The 16436-nt window shown below is 65.1% G+C and carries 14 protein-coding genes; 8 read left to right on the top strand and 6 right to left on the bottom strand.

Annotated elements, in window-relative coordinates; genetic code table 11:
* The first annotated feature begins 278 nt into the window (after positions 1-278).
* Positions 279-575, top strand: a complete 297-nt coding sequence (locus BMX93_RS03035) for a DUF4193 domain-containing protein (protein ID WP_091967758.1) — start codon at positions 279-281, stop codon at positions 573-575.
* A gap of 268 nt (positions 576-843) precedes the next feature.
* On the opposite strand, the gene BMX93_RS03030 is transcribed toward BMX93_RS03035, so the two are convergent.
* Positions 844-1131 (bottom strand): DUF4235 domain-containing protein, encoded by a 288-nt coding sequence (locus BMX93_RS03030; protein ID WP_177170038.1) that lies wholly within the window; start codon positions 1129-1131, stop codon positions 844-846.
* Between the two features lie 251 nt (positions 1132-1382).
* On the opposite strand from BMX93_RS03030, the gene BMX93_RS03025 reads away from it, so the two are divergent.
* Positions 1383-2168 (top strand): DUF3710 domain-containing protein, encoded by a 786-nt coding sequence (locus tag BMX93_RS03025; protein WP_245725697.1) that lies wholly within the window; start codon positions 1383-1385, stop codon positions 2166-2168.
* 91 nt (positions 2169-2259) lie between these two features.
* Entirely contained in the window at positions 2260-2586 is a 327-nt protein-coding gene (locus BMX93_RS03020; RefSeq protein ID WP_245725696.1) for an OB-fold nucleic acid binding domain-containing protein, read from the top strand.
* 112 nt (positions 2587-2698) lie between these two features.
* Here BMX93_RS03020 and BMX93_RS03015 read toward each other — a convergent pair whose 3' ends face one another.
* Positions 2699-3373, bottom strand: a complete 675-nt coding sequence (locus BMX93_RS03015; RefSeq protein ID WP_091967745.1) for a potassium channel family protein — start codon at positions 3371-3373, stop codon at positions 2699-2701.
* A gap of 33 nt (positions 3374-3406) precedes the next feature.
* On the bottom strand, positions 3407-4054 hold the full coding sequence (locus BMX93_RS03010) for a potassium channel family protein (protein ID WP_091968007.1): 648 nt from the start codon (positions 4052-4054) through the stop codon (positions 3407-3409).
* Positions 4055-4262: 208 nt separating this feature from the next.
* On the opposite strand from BMX93_RS03010, the gene BMX93_RS03005 reads away from it, so the two are divergent.
* Positions 4263-6254, top strand: coding sequence for an APC family permease (locus BMX93_RS03005; RefSeq protein WP_091967742.1), 1992 nt, complete (start codon positions 4263-4265; stop codon positions 6252-6254).
* Positions 6255-6370: 116 nt separating this feature from the next.
* Positions 6371-7540: a class I SAM-dependent RNA methyltransferase gene (locus BMX93_RS03000; RefSeq protein WP_245725712.1), complete on the top strand. Its 1170-nt coding sequence runs from the start codon at positions 6371-6373 to the stop codon at positions 7538-7540.
* A gap of 229 nt (positions 7541-7769) precedes the next feature.
* Here the strand turns inward: BMX93_RS03000 and BMX93_RS02995 are convergent, their stop codons facing one another.
* The 3 genes from BMX93_RS02995 to BMX93_RS02985 form a co-directional block, all read right to left on the bottom strand.
* Positions 7770-8966: an MFS transporter gene (locus BMX93_RS02995; RefSeq protein WP_177170037.1), complete on the bottom strand. Its 1197-nt coding sequence runs from the start codon at positions 8964-8966 to the stop codon at positions 7770-7772.
* A gap of 16 nt (positions 8967-8982) precedes the next feature.
* Positions 8983-9198 carry a DUF2087 domain-containing protein gene (locus BMX93_RS13505; protein WP_091967733.1) on the bottom strand — a complete coding sequence of 72 codons (216 nt, stop codon included), beginning with the start codon at positions 9196-9198 and terminating at the stop codon, positions 8983-8985.
* A gap of 152 nt (positions 9199-9350) precedes the next feature.
* Positions 9351-10889, bottom strand: coding sequence for an Hsp70 family protein (locus BMX93_RS02985; protein WP_091967730.1), 1539 nt, complete (start codon positions 10887-10889; stop codon positions 9351-9353).
* 221 nt (positions 10890-11110) lie between these two features.
* Between BMX93_RS02985 and acnA the strand changes: the two genes are divergently transcribed.
* From acnA to dxs, 3 genes are all read left to right on the top strand, one after another.
* Positions 11111-13783, top strand: coding sequence for an aconitate hydratase AcnA (gene acnA / locus BMX93_RS02980; protein ID WP_091967727.1), 2673 nt, complete (start codon positions 11111-11113; stop codon positions 13781-13783).
* Between the two features lie 152 nt (positions 13784-13935).
* Positions 13936-14448 carry a hypothetical protein gene (locus BMX93_RS12660; protein WP_143052797.1) on the top strand — a complete coding sequence of 171 codons (513 nt, stop codon included), beginning with the start codon at positions 13936-13938 and terminating at the stop codon, positions 14446-14448.
* A 46-nt stretch (positions 14449-14494) separates the two neighbouring features.
* A complete protein-coding gene (gene dxs, locus BMX93_RS02970) occupies positions 14495-16435 on the top strand; it encodes a 1-deoxy-D-xylulose-5-phosphate synthase (protein WP_091967721.1) in 1941 nt (646 codons plus the stop codon).
* Position 16436: the final 1 nt, after the last annotated feature.

Below are 16436 nucleotides of genomic sequence, written 5' to 3'. Positions count from 1 at the left end.
GCCGCGTCTCGACGGGGCATGGGACAAACCTACCGCGAGCGCGCGGCGAAGAACGCTCACCGGGAAGCCCCCGGCTGCCCGGAGGGAGGGCCGCCGGTTGCGCGGCTACCGGATCGGGTCCTAGAAACTGACGGGAACAGGGTTGCACTTCGGGGAACAATGGGTAAAATTCGGGCGTTCTGTGGGCGGCAGAACGAGCAGGTGCTCCGGATCGAGGTCCGGAACACCCGATGAGAAGCGGCCGGGTTCCTCCGGCTGCAGGTATTCGAAAGGGCACCATGGCGACTGATTACGATGCACCTCGCAAGTCTGAGGACGAGACACGTGAGGACTCGATCGAGGAGCTGAAGAGCCGACGCAACGACAAGAACTCCGGCAAGGTCGACGAGGACGAGGCTGAGGCCGCCGAGGCCTTCGAGCTGCCCGGGGCCGACCTCTCGCACGAGCAGCTCACCGTTCGTGTGCTGCCCCGTCAAGCAGACGAGTTCACCTGCGCCAGCTGCTTCCTCGTGAAGTCCCGCAGCCAGCTCGCGGAGACGCGGGGAAAGGACATGTACTGCATCGACTGTGTCTGAAACCTCCAATGGCACCCGGGCCAGGAGCCGGGACGCGATCTCGCTGTAGCACCGGGGTGGGTAAGCACTGGGTGGACAGACACAGGGTGGACAAGTACTGAAGTGGACAATGAGTGGGCCCATGCCGATCGGCATGGGCCCACTCATTGTCCGGCAGTGTCGTCATTGTCCGGCAGTGTCGTCCGGTTCTGCTCAGGCGTCCGTTCAGTCGTCCGTCCGCCCGGGAATGCGCCCCTGCACAGCACCCGGGCGGGCCATGAGCCAGTGGCTACACCGAGAAGGGAGCGCTCGCCGATCCGCGGTCCTTGGTGATGGGGTTGGTCTGACGAGCGGCCTTGCGCTGGATGAGCAGCTGGACCACGCTGATGAGGAGCGTGCTGAGGATCAGCCAGCTGATCGCCTTCGTGGCCGGCACCTGAGGATCGGAGGGGTCCGGAGGCTCTTCGCCGGTGACCCGACGCCAGCCACCCTTGAGCAGCCGCTGCCCGACCAGCGCGACGCCGGCGCTGGCCACCGCACCGAGGAGCTTGAACTGCAGGTTCTTGGGGGTTGCCATGGGCTCTCCGTTCGATGGTGCGGGCAAGACGTGGCGTCCACCTGGCGTGCGGACGATGCTGCCCATTCTAGATCCATGTCCTTGCCCCGCCCGCAAGTGCGGAGCGCGGTGGCGCGGCAGGGCGGCGGGAGGATCTGCCTCCTCGGATGCGGGTCACGCGCTGGGGCACGCGTTGCCGGGCTAATGTTGGATCCGATGTGCTGCGCAGGCGCGTCCCCTCACCGAGGGCCCGGCACGATGGTGGGAGAGCAGTGATCTTTGGTCGCAAGAAGCACACGTCGGTCGACAGCGATGCGGAAGAGGCCGCGGGCGCGACCACGCATACCGAGGACCCCGCGCAGTCCGCGGAGGAGCGGCTCGTCGACTCCGGCCTCTCCCCTGATGCGGACGGTTCCGAACAGCAGGCAGCTGCCCGCACGGCACCCGCCGACGAATGGGAACTGCTCGACGAGTCGAAGGACTGGCGCACCGAAGGACCTTTCGACATCACCGAGGTGGACTTGGAGGCCGACGACGTCGAGCGGCTCGATTTCGGCAGCCTGGTGCTCACTCCCTTCGACGGCATGCAGCTGCAGCTGCAGGTGAACCAGGCCACCCAGGAGGTGCAGGCCGTGCTGGTGGTCCAGGGCCAGTCAGTGCTGGAGCTGTCGCTGTTCGCGGCCCCCGCCCATCACAGCATGCTCCCGACGATTCGTGCCGAGATGATGGAGAACACCAACTCTGCGGGCGGCACCTTCACCCTGGGCAAGGGGCCTTTCGGAACCGAGGTCCGCCGGGTCGTCCCCCTCACCACACCCGATGGACAGCATGGCTACCACGTCTCACGCACCTGGTTCGCCCAGGGCCCGCGGTGGCTGCTGCGTGGCGTGCTCATGGGGGAAGCGGGCGTCTCGGAGGGCATTGAGGGCCCGGCCGAGCTGCTCTACGAGTTCTTCGCGAACACCGTCGTGCGCCGCGGTGAGCGTCCAATGGTTCCCGGCGATCTCATCCCCTTGAGCCTGCCGGAGAATCTCGGATCGCAGCCGGAAGCACGCTGAGATCAGCGAGTTGATCACCATGCCGACCGACCGGGACGACCGCACCCGACCAGCTCGCAAGGATTCCTGGTGGCGTCGCAGACTGCGGCGATTGATCAGCTCCGACCGCGAGCTGGAATCCGAAGAGCTCGTGGACGAGGCCATCCGCTCAGGCGCCACCCCCATCGGTGAGGTCGGGGATCGTCAGCGCGTCACCGTCCAGGGGACTGTGTCGGTGGTCACGCTCAATCCGAATGAGCGTCACCACTGGCTCGAAGCCGAACTGACCGATGGCTCAGGGACGGTGAAGCTCATCTGGATGGGTCGGCACACCATCTCCGGGGTTGATCCGGGGCGCCGGTTGCGGGTTGAAGGGCTGGTCAATCACGACGGGCGCACTGCGATCATCTACAACCCCCGCTACAAGCTGCTCGCCTGAACGCGCTAGGACGGCGGCACCCCACATTCGAGGACGGGCGGTCCGCGCGAGGATCGTGGCGAATCGCGGATCGTGGCGCACCGGGACGGGAACGCAGGCAGCCGGCCGGTTCTCAGCGCCTCTTGGCCGGCGTCGGCACGAGATAGCGCGACAGCTCCTGCTCGTATTCCTCGGAGATCGTGAACAACAACTCGTCGCCCATCTCCACGGCGGCGTCGCGCTCGGGGGGACGGGACCGCCCGTCGCGGACGATGGCCACCAGGACCCCGTCGCCGGGGAAGCTCAGCTCGCGTACCCGGGAGCCGACCGCCGGCGACTCCTCGGGCAGCGTGAGCTCGACGAGATTGGCAGATCCCTTCTTGAAGGTCATGAGTCGCACCACGGCGCCGACACTGACGGCCTCCTCAACCAGCGCGGACATGATGCGTGGCGTGGACACTGCAACATCGACGCCCCAACGTTCGTCGAACATCCACTCGTTGCGCGGATGGTTCACCCGCGCAACTGTCCGCGGAACCCCGAACTCGGTCTTCGCGAGGAGAGTGTGCACGAGATTGGCCTTGTCGTCGCCGGTGGCGGCGATGGCGACATCGCAGGTCTGCAGATCGGCCTCGGCCAGCGAGTCCATCTCACAGGCATCCGCGAGGAGCCATTCCGCCTCCGGAACGGTATCGGACTTGATGGCGTGCGGGTCCTTCTCGATGAGCAGCACCTCGTGCCCATTGGCGATCAGCTCCCTGGCGATGGAGCGGCCGACGTTTCCGGCACCCACGATCGAAACTCTCATCCCTGCGTTGCCCTTTCTGGCGTGTGCATCGGCTCAATGCCCTTCCGGGGCCGCGGACAGCGCGCGGAAGACCGACTGGGCGCGGTCATTAGTGGCGGCGATGTAGAGCACATCCCCCTCCTGGAGGAGCAGCTGGTCGGCCGGGATCTGGCCACTGCCGAGCCTGGTGATGAAGGGCACCTTCACATGCAGCTTCGACTCGATGTCCTTGATCGAGGTACCGGCCCAGGAGCTCTCGAAAGGCACCTGCAGGAGGGAGGTCATGCCCGAGGGGTCACGCCACACCGGGGTGGCCACGTCGGTGAGCAGCCTGTTCATCACCTGGCCTGCGGCCCAGCGGACGGTGGCGACGGTGGGAATGCCCAGCTTCTCGTAGACCTCGGCGCGGCCCTGGTCGTAGATGCGCGCCACGACGTTCTGCACATCGAACTCCTCGCGCACGACCCGGGCTGCGAGAATGTTGGAGTTGTCGCCGCTGGCCACGGCGGCGAAGCCATCGGTCTCGCGAATCCCGGCCTTGAGCAGCACGTCCCGATCGAAACCCACACCCTTGACCGTGCGTCCGGAGAAGTCCGGCCCGAGCTTGCGGAACGCCTCGACATTGAGGTCGATGACGGCGATGGAGTGGCCGCGCTTCTCCAGGATCCGTGCCAGGCTTGCACCGACGCGCCCACAGCCCATGATCACAAAATGCACTCGAACCTCCGCGATCTGTCGGCGCCGATCCGCGCCGCTTTGGTGCACCCGCCTCGCCAGTGCGTCCCCAGCGTAGCCAGGCACCCGGACAGTCCGCGCCCCGCCCGCCGGCCGTGGTCGGCGGCGTGCAGCGGGCTTCCATTGCCGGACGCGATGGCAGCTTCGCTTCGGTGCGGCATTAGGGTGGGCCGTCGTGAGCATCACCGATGCGGTCAAACGCGTGCTCGTCGGACGCCGGCTGTCAAGTGCACAGCTGGGGGAGACGTTGCTTCCGAAGCGTATCGCGCTGCCGATCTTCGCCTCCGATGCCTTGAGCTCGGTGGCGTATGCGCCTGATGAGATCCTCATCACCCTCTCCCTGGCCGGGATGGCCGGTTTCGGCTTCTCGCTGCCCATCGGGTTGGCCGTGGCGGCGGTCCTGCTCGTGGTCGTTGCGAGCTATCGCCAGACCGTGCACGCCTATCCCAGCGGAGGCGGTGACTATGAGGTCGTCACCACCAACCTGGGCCCCACCGGAGGGCTCGTCGTGGCCAGCGCGCTCCTGGTGGACTATGTACTCACCGTGGCCGTCTCGGTGAGCTCGGGGGTCCAGAACGCGAAGGCGATGCTGCCGTTCATCAGCGGCCACGAGGGCGAGGTCGCGGCCGTCGTCATCGTGCTCATCATGGCCGTGAACCTGCGAGGGGTACGCGATTCCGGCGGGATCTTCGCGGTGCCCACCTATCTGTTCATGGCCGGTGTGGCCGTCATGGTGATCTGGGGTCTCGTGCAGATCTTCGTGCTCGGTCACCCACTGACCGCCTCCACCGCTGGCTATACGGTCGTTGGCACCCAGCAATACGAACCTCTCGTCGGGCTGGGGATGGTGGCGCTGCTTGCCCGGACCTTCTCGTCCGGCTGCGCGGCGCTCACCGGGGTGGAGGCCATCAGCAACGGTGTGCCCAATTTCCGCAAGCCGAAGAGCAAGAATGCGGCCACGACGCTGCTCCTGCTCGGCACGATAGCGGTGAGCATGCTGCTGGGCATTCTCGTGCTGGCGCGGCTCGCCGGCGTGAAGATGATCGATGTAAGCGCCGGCTCCTATTTCATGTCGAGCACGGGCCAGCGGATCACCGGCGAGCCGACCACCGTCATGGGCCAGCTCGCCCGGGCCGTGTTCTACCCCGGCTTTCCACTGGGCTTCTACTTCCTCATCACCATGACGATGGTCATCCTGTTCCTGGCCGCCAATACGGCGTTCAACGGTTTCCCGACGCTGGGCTCGATCCTCTCGCGCGACGGCTGGCTGCCCCGCCAGTTGCACACCCGCGGCGACAGGCTGGCCTATTCCAATGGCATTCTCACCCTGGCCACCGGCGCGGTCGTGCTGGTGCTCGTCTTCGATGCCTCGGTGACGATGCTCATCCAGATGTACGTGGTGGGCGTGTTCATCTCGTTCACGCTCAGCCAGATCGGCATGCTGCGCCACTGGACCCGCAAGCTGAAGACGCAGACCGATCCGGCCACCCGGCGCCAGATGAAGCACAGCCGAGTCATCAACAGCATCGGCATGGTGATGACCGGTGTTGTGCTCATCATCGTGGTGGTGAGCAAGTTCATCCACGGTGCCTGGCTCGCGTTGCTTGCCATGGTGGTGATCTTCTGGCTCATGCGCCAGATCCACCGGCATTACGAGCAGGTGCGCCAGGAGGTCGGGACGATCGGGCCCTCCGACCGGGCACTGCCCAGCCGGGTGCGGGCAGTCGTCATGGTGAGCGCCCTGAACAAGCCCACTGTCAAGGCAATCCAGTTCGCGAAAGCCACCCAGCCCAGCGAGCTCGAGGCGGTCACCGTCGCTGTCGATCCGGATGAGACCGCCGAGGTGGTGCGGGCCTGGCAGGCGGATGACCTCTCCGTGCCGCTCAAGGTGATCGACTCACCGTTCCGCCAGGTCACCCAGCCCTTCCTGGACTATGTCAGGGAGCTGATCAGCGAGAATCCGCGTGACATCGTCTGCGTGTACATCCCCGAGTATGTCGTGGGGCACTGGTGGGAGCAGTTGCTGCACAACCAGACCGCGTTGCTCATCAGTACCCGGCTGCACTTCATGAAGGGCGTCATGGTCACCTCGGTGCCCTATCAGCTCAAGTCGAGCCGTGAGCTTGCCGACCGGTACCGCCAGCGCACCCTCGCTGGCCGACGCTGATGGGCCGGTGGTCACGGCCGGCAGCCCGAGGCGGGGTGCGCCGCCGCCAACTCGAGGTGGGAGTGCGCGACCACGACGCCGCCCAGGTCTCGCCGGGCGCTCAGGAGGTCGGCGACATTGTGGGGCCGGTGGAGGTCGGGCGGGTCGCGCACGGCGGGCATTTCGTGGCCCGTTATGAGGGCCGCGTCATCTTTGTACGCCACACCCTTCCCGGCGAACTCGTCATGGTGCGTCTCACCGAGGTGGGCCATGCCCGATTCTGGCGCGGTGACGCTGTGGAGATCAGGCGAGCTGCCCCGGATCGGGTGGATCCACCCTGCCGGGTGCCTCCGGAGTGCGGGGGTCTGGAGTTCCAGCACATCCGGCTGGACGCCCAGCGGCGGCTCAAGGCCGAGGTGATCTCCGAACAACTGGACAGGCTTGCCGGCCTGCACCGGGAGGTCGTCGTCGAACCGGTGCCCGGAGCTGCGTCGAACGGTCTGGACTGGCGCACCCGAATGCGCTATCTCGTGCGCGACGGACGAGCCGGGATGCGCGCCTACCGCAGCAATGACTTCGTCGAGCTGCCGCCGCAGGGCTGCCTCATCGCCGATCCGCGTGGTCCGCGCGGCACCGAACTCGATGTCTTCGCTCGTCGGGCCGGCCGGGAACTCCTCGTGACCACCGCCGCCTCAGGGGTGAGCATCATGAGCGAGGGCCGGATGCTGGCCGGCGACCTCATCGTGCGCGAGCAGGTGGGGCAGAGGCAGTTCAGGGTGCGGGCCGACGGCTTCTGGCAGGTGCACCCTGGAGCAGCTGGCACATTGAGCGAGGCCGTGCTGGCCGCTGTGGAACCGCGCCCCGCCGAGACAGCCCTCGACCTGTACTGCGGGGTAGGCGTGTTCGCTGCCGCGCTCTCCGATGCGGGAGCGCGGGTCACGGGCGTCGAGCTGGATGGGCCGGCCATCCGGCTGGCCGGCACGAATGTGCCCGAGGCGCGCTTCGTGGCTGGCCGGGTGGAGCGGGCTCTTGGCTCATTGCCGGGCCACTGTGATCTGGTGGTCCTCGACCCGCCGAGGTCGGGGGCGGGGCGCCAGGTGGTGGCCGGGATCGCCGCGCGCACCCCGAGTCGGGTCGCCTATGTGGCCTGCGATCCTGCCGCGTTGGCGCGCGATCTCGCATCTTTCGGCGCGCGCGGCTACCGCGTGAGCACCCTGCGGGCCTTCGACATGTTCCCCATGACCCATCATGTGGAGTGCCTGGCCATTTTGGAACGCTCGACGTCGAGGCCAGGTCAACCGTCGTGAATCAATCGCACGGGAAGTGCTCGGTCTCACCGAGCGATGAGAGCGAGATGGATTCTCTGCGCGAGGTGCCGCGTGCCCGTCCCCCGCAAGAGCGCCTGGCTGCCCCAGTCCTGGCGGCATGGATCCGGTTGGTGATGCGAGGACCGGTAAAGCCAGATATGGTCCCACCGGACTCCAGCCTTGGGGGAGTGAATATCGCTGCCATGCGAGATCGCCTTCGCCAGCACGTCTATGTAGCAAGAGCCCGTCTATGCAACAGGCAGTAGACCACACATCCTCCCGTGGCAAGAGCGAACACGAGAATCGTCAGAGTTGTCACAGAGACCTTTTGGAGCAGGACAGCCAACAAGGCTGATGACACGACAACCGAAACCGCAGCGAGCGATTCACTGATAGCAAATACCGTAGTCAAACCCCTGATGTCCTCGACTGCGGCTTGGACACTCGTGGCGAGAACCACGTCCTGCATCGAGTTGCACAGCCCTACTATGGCAAGAAAAACAGCAGCCAAGGCGGCCATGGTCGCCAGACCGGACAGAAGGAAGAACACGAGCGCCACAGAGGTCGCGACAAGGTAGACCCTGAGGAGTTTGAATCGGATGAACCACCGTTGAAACACCATGTTGCCGATCAGCATGCCGCCTGTCAGCGACGAAAGCAGGGCGCTATAGATGAACGCCGAGTTGTGGAATCGCAGTTGGACCCCCGCCGGGATGAGTGTGTTCAGTGCACCAAAGGCGAAGCCTGAAACAGCATCCACAACAATGAATAGAACGATCTGCGGATAGCTGCGAGCAAGGCGGAGAACATCACGATACAGACCATGTCTGCCCCATGCTTCTTCGGCGCTGTTCGCAGGACCGCTGTGAGCCACCTTCACCCGGAGGAGAATCAGGAACGATACCAAGAAGGTTGCCGAGTTCAAGACCAGGACGAACGCAGCCCCACGGGACGCGTAGAGGATCCCACCAATGAGAGGTCCGATGAGCATGAGCAGATTCTGACCTGCCCCTAGAAGATTGTTCGCCGAAGCAAGGTCGTCGGATTCACAGCACAGCTTGACGACGGAAAGCGAGCATGGTTTTGCTACGGCACTGCACAGATAGGTGACGAAGGTGAGCACATAGAAGTGCCAGGGAGCCGTTGCCACAATAAATATCGGGAAGAGGAGCATGCGGATCAAGTCCATGACTCGCATAATTGCGACAGGGTTGAGGAATCTAAGTTGCAAGCCTCTGATGATCCAATTCGCTAGCAGCGCAGGCAAGAACCGGCACAGCATCAAGACGGCTGTCGTGGCACTATTCCCGGTATACTTATAAAGCAGTACCGGTATAACGATCGATGTAGACCAGTCGCCAAGGCTCGACACCAGCTGCGCCGTCAGCAGCGCGATGAAGTTCCTGTTTCCTCGCAAGTTTCGCACTGGTCCCGCCAATCCCTCACGCTTGTCTTAACCTATATGATTTTCCATAGGGATCCCTCTGGAGATAACCATAGTCGACCAACATACGACGAAGCCAGGCTTTGTCGTCGATAATGCCAGCCAAGATGATGTTCACTTCCGCTTCCGAATAGACGATATTCTCCTTGAACTTCGCCGCAGAGAACTTCAATAGCTCAGCTAGAAACTGCCTCTTCCGGGGGATAGCGGTCACTCTGCCCTCTGGTGAGACAAATCGTTCTTGGAATTGCCTGCTGTAGTCCACTATGAGGTCACCCTTTAAAGAATTCTAAGAAAATGACTCGAGGCGCTCTGCGTGCTCCATGAGAATCTATCAAGGAATAACAGTCGATGAAGCGGTCAGCCTTACCGGGATTGCGGGCGGGTCTGGTCGCCGTGATTGCCGGACTGGCCCAGCCAGTAACTGCGCCGATAGCCGTCCTCGATGTCGGTGATGTCGACGTGCACGATGCCGTTCGGATCGACCGTGTAGGCCTCCTCGATGAGCGGGGCGTCCGAGATGTGCGTCACCGGGATCTTCTCCAGATCTGTCGTCTCGCGCAGCGCTGGATCGATGGGGAAGAGCACCACGCCGAAGGGCGCGGTGTCGCCGACAGGCTGGCCGTCGGCGTCGAGGCGCGAGTATTCGGCGAAGCGGAACCAGCCCACATTGTGCACCGGGCGGTAGCGCCGCACCAGCCGCAGGCTCTGGGCGGTGGGCAGGGTCTCGTCGCGGGAAACGATCGGATCGAAGACCACCTGGCGTCCGTTGTCCCGTTCGCGAAAGACACCGAAGCCGCGCGAGAGCCGGTCCGTGAGGGTGTAGCCGGAATCCGGATCGGCGGCGATGGCAAGGCCGATGGCGGTAGAGGCGGTGGGATAGGGCGCGCGGTGCACCCGGCGTCCGAAGCGTGTGCGCAACATGCGCGGCACCACTGGCAAGGCCGAGGCGCCGCCCGCCACGTAGATGCCCGCCAGCTCGGCGTCCCGGGCAGGTCCATCGCGCTCCAGCAGCGTCGCGACAACGTCGATGCTCCGCAAGACCAGTGGCTCGACAGCCTCGTAGAAATCATCGACCGGGATTCTCACCGGCCGGTCGTTGATATCGAGCGCGATGCGCCGGGTCTGGGGGACGAGCGACTCCTTTGCCTGGCGGGCCTGCTCCCGCAAGGCTGCCAGCGCCCCCGGGCTCAGCCCGGCGGCGCTGGTCCCGGCCGCCGACAGCGCGAGCCGCACGAGGGTCTCGTCGAAGTCGTCACCGCCGAGGCGATTGATGCCGACGGAATCCAGGACCTCGTGAGCGTGGTCGCGCACATCGACCAGCGAGGCGTCGAAGGTACCTCCACCCATGTCGTAGACGATGATCTGGGTGCGGCGGGCGGTGACCGTGCGTTCCTGACGGTGGGTGTACTCGAAGCCGGCGGCAGAGGGCTCGTTCATCATGGCGACAACTGGGAAGCCGGCACGCTGGAAGGCTTCGAGCGTCATGAAGCGCTGAGCGCTCGTCGCATGGGCTGGCACCGCGATGACCACGCTCTCCAGCGGATCATCGGCGATCAGTTCTGACAGGGTCGAGTCGTCGGCGAGCGCAGCGCGAAGGGCCGACAGGAAACCCACCAAGAGGTCGATGAGGCGGACCCGCACGCCTTGCTCCTCGACGACCGTGTCGATCGAGGCATCGGGGGCTGCCAGGGCGCGCTTGAATGACCTCACCCGCACCCCTGGGCGGTCGTCGAGGGCCGCCGGGCCGAAATCGAGACGGCCGTCCGGGCGCACGACCGCGACGCTGGGGAAGTGGTCGAATGAGTCGCCGAGATGGTCGAAGAAGCTGACCACGGGATAGTTCCCCCGATCGGCGAAGGCCACCACTGTCCGGGTCGTCCCGAAATCGACTCCCACATGCATGCCCTCAGCCTAAGCTGCCGGGCTCCGCGCGGCGGAGGGCCCGTCGGCGAGGCGTCCTATCCCCCGGCATCGTGTCGGGCGCGGCATGCGTCTGCCAAACTGGGATCGAACGACTCGAGCAGGTATCTTGATGTCAAGATAATTCCCGGGCGAGACAGGTGATGGCATCGCGGTTGGTCGGCAGTCCGCCCCTGCAACCACGATTCCAGGAGAGGGATTCAATGAGCATCAACAGTTTCGGGGCTCGATCACAGCTGACAGTGGGTGAGCGCAGCTACCAGGTCTTCCGGCTCGATGCGGTGCCGGGGTCCGCACATCTTCCCTACAGCCTCAAGGTCCTGCTGGAGAACCTGCTGCGCCATGAAGACGGGGCTAATATCACCGCCGATGACATCACGGCCCTGTCGAACTGGGATCCGTCCGCCCAGCCCAGCCACGAGATCCAGTACACCCCCGCGCGCGTGATCATGCAGGACTTCACCGGCGTGCCGTGCATCGTCGATCTCGCGACGATGCGTGAGGCGATGGCCGATCTGGGTGGCGACCCGGCCCGTATCAATCCGCTGAGCCCTTCGCAGATGGTCATCGATCACTCGGTGATCGCCGAGAAGTTCGGCACTCCCGATGCCCTGCGCCAGAACACTGACATCGAATACGGACGCAACCGCGAGCGTTACCAATTCCTGCGCTGGGGGCAGACCGCCTTCGACGATTTCAAGGTGGTACCGCCGGGCACCGGCATCGTCCATCAGGTCAACATCGAGTACCTGGCCCAGGTGGTACACACCCGCCAGTCCGAGGGGCTCGTACAGGCCTATCCCGACACCTGCGTGGGCACCGACTCCCATACGACGATGGTCAATGGGCTCGGCGTGGTCGGCTGGGGAGTCGGTGGTATCGAGGCCGAGTGCGCCATGCTCGGCCAGCCGGTGAGCATGCTCATCCCGCGCGTTGTCGGCTTCAAGCTCTCGGGCCAGCTGCAGCAGGGCACGACCGCCACCGATCTGGTGCTCACGATCACCGACATGCTGCGCAAGCACAAGGTGGTCGGCAAGTTCGTGGAGTTCTATGGTCCGGGGGTCGAGCAGGTGCCGGTGGCCAACCGGGCGACGATCGGCAACATGAGCCCCGAGTACGGCTCCACAATCGCCATTTTCCCCATCGACGCGAAGACTCTCGACTACCTGCGCCTGACCGGGCGCAGCGACGCCCAGATCGCCCTTGTCGAGCACTACGCCAAGGAACAGGGCCTGTGGCACGACATCGAGCACGAGGCGCACTACTCGGAATATCTCGAACTCGACCTGTCCACGGTGCAGCCCTCGATCGCCGGCCCCAAGCGTCCCCAGGACCGTATCTTGCTCAGCGAGGCCAAGGAGGTCTTCGAGGGCGACGTCGCCAACTACGTCAGCGAGACCACGGCGGCTGCCACGTTCGATCTCGACGGCGAGCAGGTGAGCCTGGACAACGGCGCGGTGGGCATCGCCGCGATCACCAGCTGTACCAACACCTCCAATCCGAGCGTCATGGTGGCCGCCGGACTGTTGGCCAAGAAGGCGGTCGAGCGGGGCCTGCGCCGCAAGCCGTGGGTGAAAACCACATTGGCCCCCGGTTCCCAGGTGGTCACCGAGTACCTGGCAAAGGCCGATCTGCTCGACCCGCTGGCTAAACTCGACTTCGATATCGTCGGATATGGCTGCACGACCTGTATCGGTAATTCCGGTCCGCTCATCCCGCAGGTCAGTGCCGCGGCCAATGAGAACGATCTGGCGATCACCTCCGTATTGTCGGGCAACCGTAACTTCGAGGGCCGGATCAATCCCGATGTGAAGATGAACTACCTTGCCAGCCCGCCCCTGGTGGTGGCCTACGCATTGGCCGGCAGTATGGATTTCGACATCACGGGTTCGCCGCTGGGCATCGACAAGGATGGTCAGGAGGTGTACTTGGCCGATCTATGGCCCAGCCCACACGAGGTGGACGAGGTCATCTCGCGGTGCGTCGACCCGCAGATGTTCAAGGACTCCTATGCCGATGTCTTCAGCGGCGACGAACGCTGGCAGAGCCTGGAGACCCCCTCGGGCGATCTGTTCCACTGGGACCCGGATTCCACATATGTGCGCAAGCCTCCATACTTCGAGGGCATGAAGCCCACGGCGGATCCCGTGGGCGATGTGCTGGGGGCCCGGGTGCTGCTCAAGCTCGGCGATTCGGTCACCACCGACCACATCAGCCCTGCCGGCGCGATCAAGGCCGATTCCCCGGCCGGTCGCTATCTGCGCGAGCATGGCGTGAAGCTGCTCGACTTCAACTCCTATGGCTCGCGGCGCGGTAACCACGAAGTGATGGTGCGTGGCACCTTCGCCAACATCCGGCTGCGCAATCAGCTGGCGCCGGGTACTGAGGGGGGCTTCACGAGGGATTTCACAAGGCCAGATGGTCCCCTGACGAGCGTCTACGAGGCGAGCCTGGCCTACCGGGCGGCTGGCATCCCGCTGGTCGTGCTGGCCGGCAAGGAGTACGGCTCGGGCAGCTCGCGGGACTGGGCGGCCAAGGGCACGATGCTGCTCGGCGTGCGGGCCGTCATTGCCGAGAGCTACGAGCGGATCCACCGGTCGAATCTCATCGGGATGGGGGTGTTGCCCCTGCAGTTCCCCCTCGGGGAGAGCGCCCAGACGCTGGGTCTGAGCGGCGAGGAGACCTTCTCCATCCATGGTCTGGATGCCTTCAATGCGGGAGTGACCCCGCCTTCGGTCGAGGTCGTCGCGGTCTCACCGCAGGGTCGTCAGACCGTCTTCGAGGCCGTGGTGCGCATCGACACACCCGGGGAGCGCAACTACTACGTCAATGGCGGCATCATGCAGTACGTGCTGCGCCACCTCGCCGCAGCCTGATCTTCTCGGGCTCCGGTCCTGTTCTCTGCTGTCGGATGGGCGGCCCGGCCTTCGTTCCTGTCAGTGTCGCGATGCACACTGGATTTATCGAACACAGGTTCGATGCCGGGTCTTTCCCACCGGCTCACTGACACAGATGGCAGGTGAGTTCCATGAGCACGGTTTCAGCAGCAGATGCGTCTTCCACGCGCCGCCATGGTGGGCATCGGGTGTGGGGCCTCGACGCGGCGGGCCATGCCGGTAGCGGGGTTCGTACAAGGAGCCGCTCGGCCGCCAATGCGGACAGCCGTGACTCGCAGGGCAGCTATCTGCCGCCCGGCTGGCCCGACAGGGTGGCGCCTCCCGGGACCGATCGGATGGAGCCCGACGCGGTGGCCTTCCTGCTGAATTGCTGCCCTCCCGACTATCGCGGCTATCCACTGCTGCGGCGCCAGCCGCTAGTGCTGGCGCGTTTCGCGGCCGACCATGTCGAGGGGCAGATCCGCTCCACCCGGGAGGCCCTGGCCGGGGCCCGCACCGGCCTGGCCGATGTGGTGAGCCTGGAGGTTCTCGACGCTGCCGTTGACATGCTCCAGCGCGAGGAGGCACGGCTTGTGCGTCTGCGCCGGGCAGTGGCGCTGATCGAAGAGGCGCTGCGCGGCAATGTCTTCGTCCGGCGGTTGTAGGGGCGCTGGCCGAAGAAATGCGGTTCCCGGTCCTAAACTTGCCGCCATGGCGCTCCTGGACGGGATCAATGGGCCGGCAGACCTCAAAGCACTGACGCCGCGTGATCGCCGCGTCCTTGCCAAGGAGATCCGCCGCTTTCTCATCACGAATGTGGCGCGCACCGGCGGGCATCTTGGCCCGAATCTGGGCGTGGTCGAGCTGACCATGGCAATCCACTTGGTCTTCGATTCTCCCCACGATCCGATCGTCTTCGACACGGGGCACCAGAGCTATGTCCACAAGATCCTCACCGGCCGGGCCGGGCAGTTCACCACACTGCGTCAGAAGGACGGGCTGACCGGCTATCCGAATCGCACCGAGTCGGAGCATGACTGGGTCGAGAACTCCCACGCCTCCACAGGCCTGAGCTGGTCGGAAGGAATGGCCAGGGGCTTCCGGCTCACCGGGCAGAGCGATCGCACGGTGGTGACCGTGGTCGGCGACGGTGCCCTCACCGGGGGGATGACCTGGGAGGCGCTCAACAACATCGCGGTGGAACCCGATCTGCGAATGGTCATCGTCGTCAACGACAACGGGCGCTCCTACGCCCCCACTGTCGGTGGACTGTCCGAGCAGTTGTCCGGTTTTCGTACCGACCCCCGCTATGAGAAGACGCTCGACCTCATCAAGGCCTCGGTGAGCCGTGCCCCGCTTTTCGGGCGTCAGGCCTACGAGCTCTTGCACGGTCTCAAGATTGGTCTCAAGGACGTGCTGGCCCCCCAAGGCCTGTTCTCCGATCTCGGGTTGAAGTACATCGGTCCCATTGACGGCCACGATCTCAATGCCCTGGTCACCGCGCTGAACCAGGCCAAAGGCTTCGGCGGGCCGGTGATCGTGCATGCCATCACGGTGAAGGGCAAAGGATTCCCCCTCGCCGAGAACCACGAGGAGGACCGCTTCCACGCCATCGGCCAGATCAATGCCATCACCGGTGAGCCGATCCAGGCAGAGGTGAAAGCCACATGGACCGACGCCTTCGCCCAGGACATGGTCGACATCGGCGCCGATCACCCTCGCGTGGTGGGTGTCACGGCGGCGATGCTCCATCCGGTGGGACTGACCCGCTTCGCTGCGGCCTATCCCGAGCGTGTCTTCGATGTCGGCATTGCCGAACAGCATGCCGTTGCCTCCTGCGCAGGCATGGCGCGGGCCGGGCTTCATCCGGTCTTCGCCGTCTACTCCACCTTCCTCAACCGTGCCTTCGACCAGCTGCTGCTCGACGTCGGCATGCACCGGCTGGGCGTCACCTTCGTCCTCGACCGCGCAGGGATCACCGGGCCCGACGGCCCCAGCCACGATGGGGTGTGGGATGCCTGCCTGGCCGGTATCGTCCCGGGCCTTCGGTATGCCGCCCCGCGTGACGCCCAGCGACTCAGCGATGCCCTGGTGGAGGCGGTAGAAATCGATGACGCGCCAACGCTGATCCGCTACAGCAAAGGGAAGCTGCCCTCTCCCATTGCCGCGGTGGCTTGCCAGGACGGCATCGACCTGCTGCGCCGCGACAACTCGCGCGATGTCCTGGTGATCGGTTACGGGGCGATGGCGGGGATGGCACTGAGGACCGCCGAGCGACTGGCCCGCCAGGGCCTGGGTGTTACGGTCGCCGACCCGGTATGGGCCCTCCCGGTCAACCCGACGCTCGTGAAGCTGGCCTCCGGCTTCGGCCTGGTCGTGACCATTGAGGACGGTCTGGTCGTCGAGGGGCTCGGCTCGCACCTGCAGCAGGCGATGAGCGCCGCCGGGGTGGATGTGCCGATGCGGCAGTTCGGGGTGCCGCAGGAGTATCTGCCCGTGGCCAGCCGCTCTCAGCTGCTCGATGAGCTGGGTCTGACCGACCAGCAGATTGCCCGCTCGGTCACCGAGATGGCCATCGCTGTGCGACCCCGCGACACATCCGCAGCCGTCCCTTCGGATGCAGGCACCGCCTCGTACCGGCCCGGCGACTGAT

This window comes from Propionibacterium cyclohexanicum (assembly GCF_900111365.1).
In the GTDB taxonomy this organism is placed as follows: Bacteria; Actinomycetota; Actinomycetes; order Propionibacteriales; family Propionibacteriaceae; genus Propionibacterium; species Propionibacterium cyclohexanicum.
Note: the sequence above shows the minus strand (reverse complement) of the source record. Positions and strands in the feature narration are given on the sequence as shown.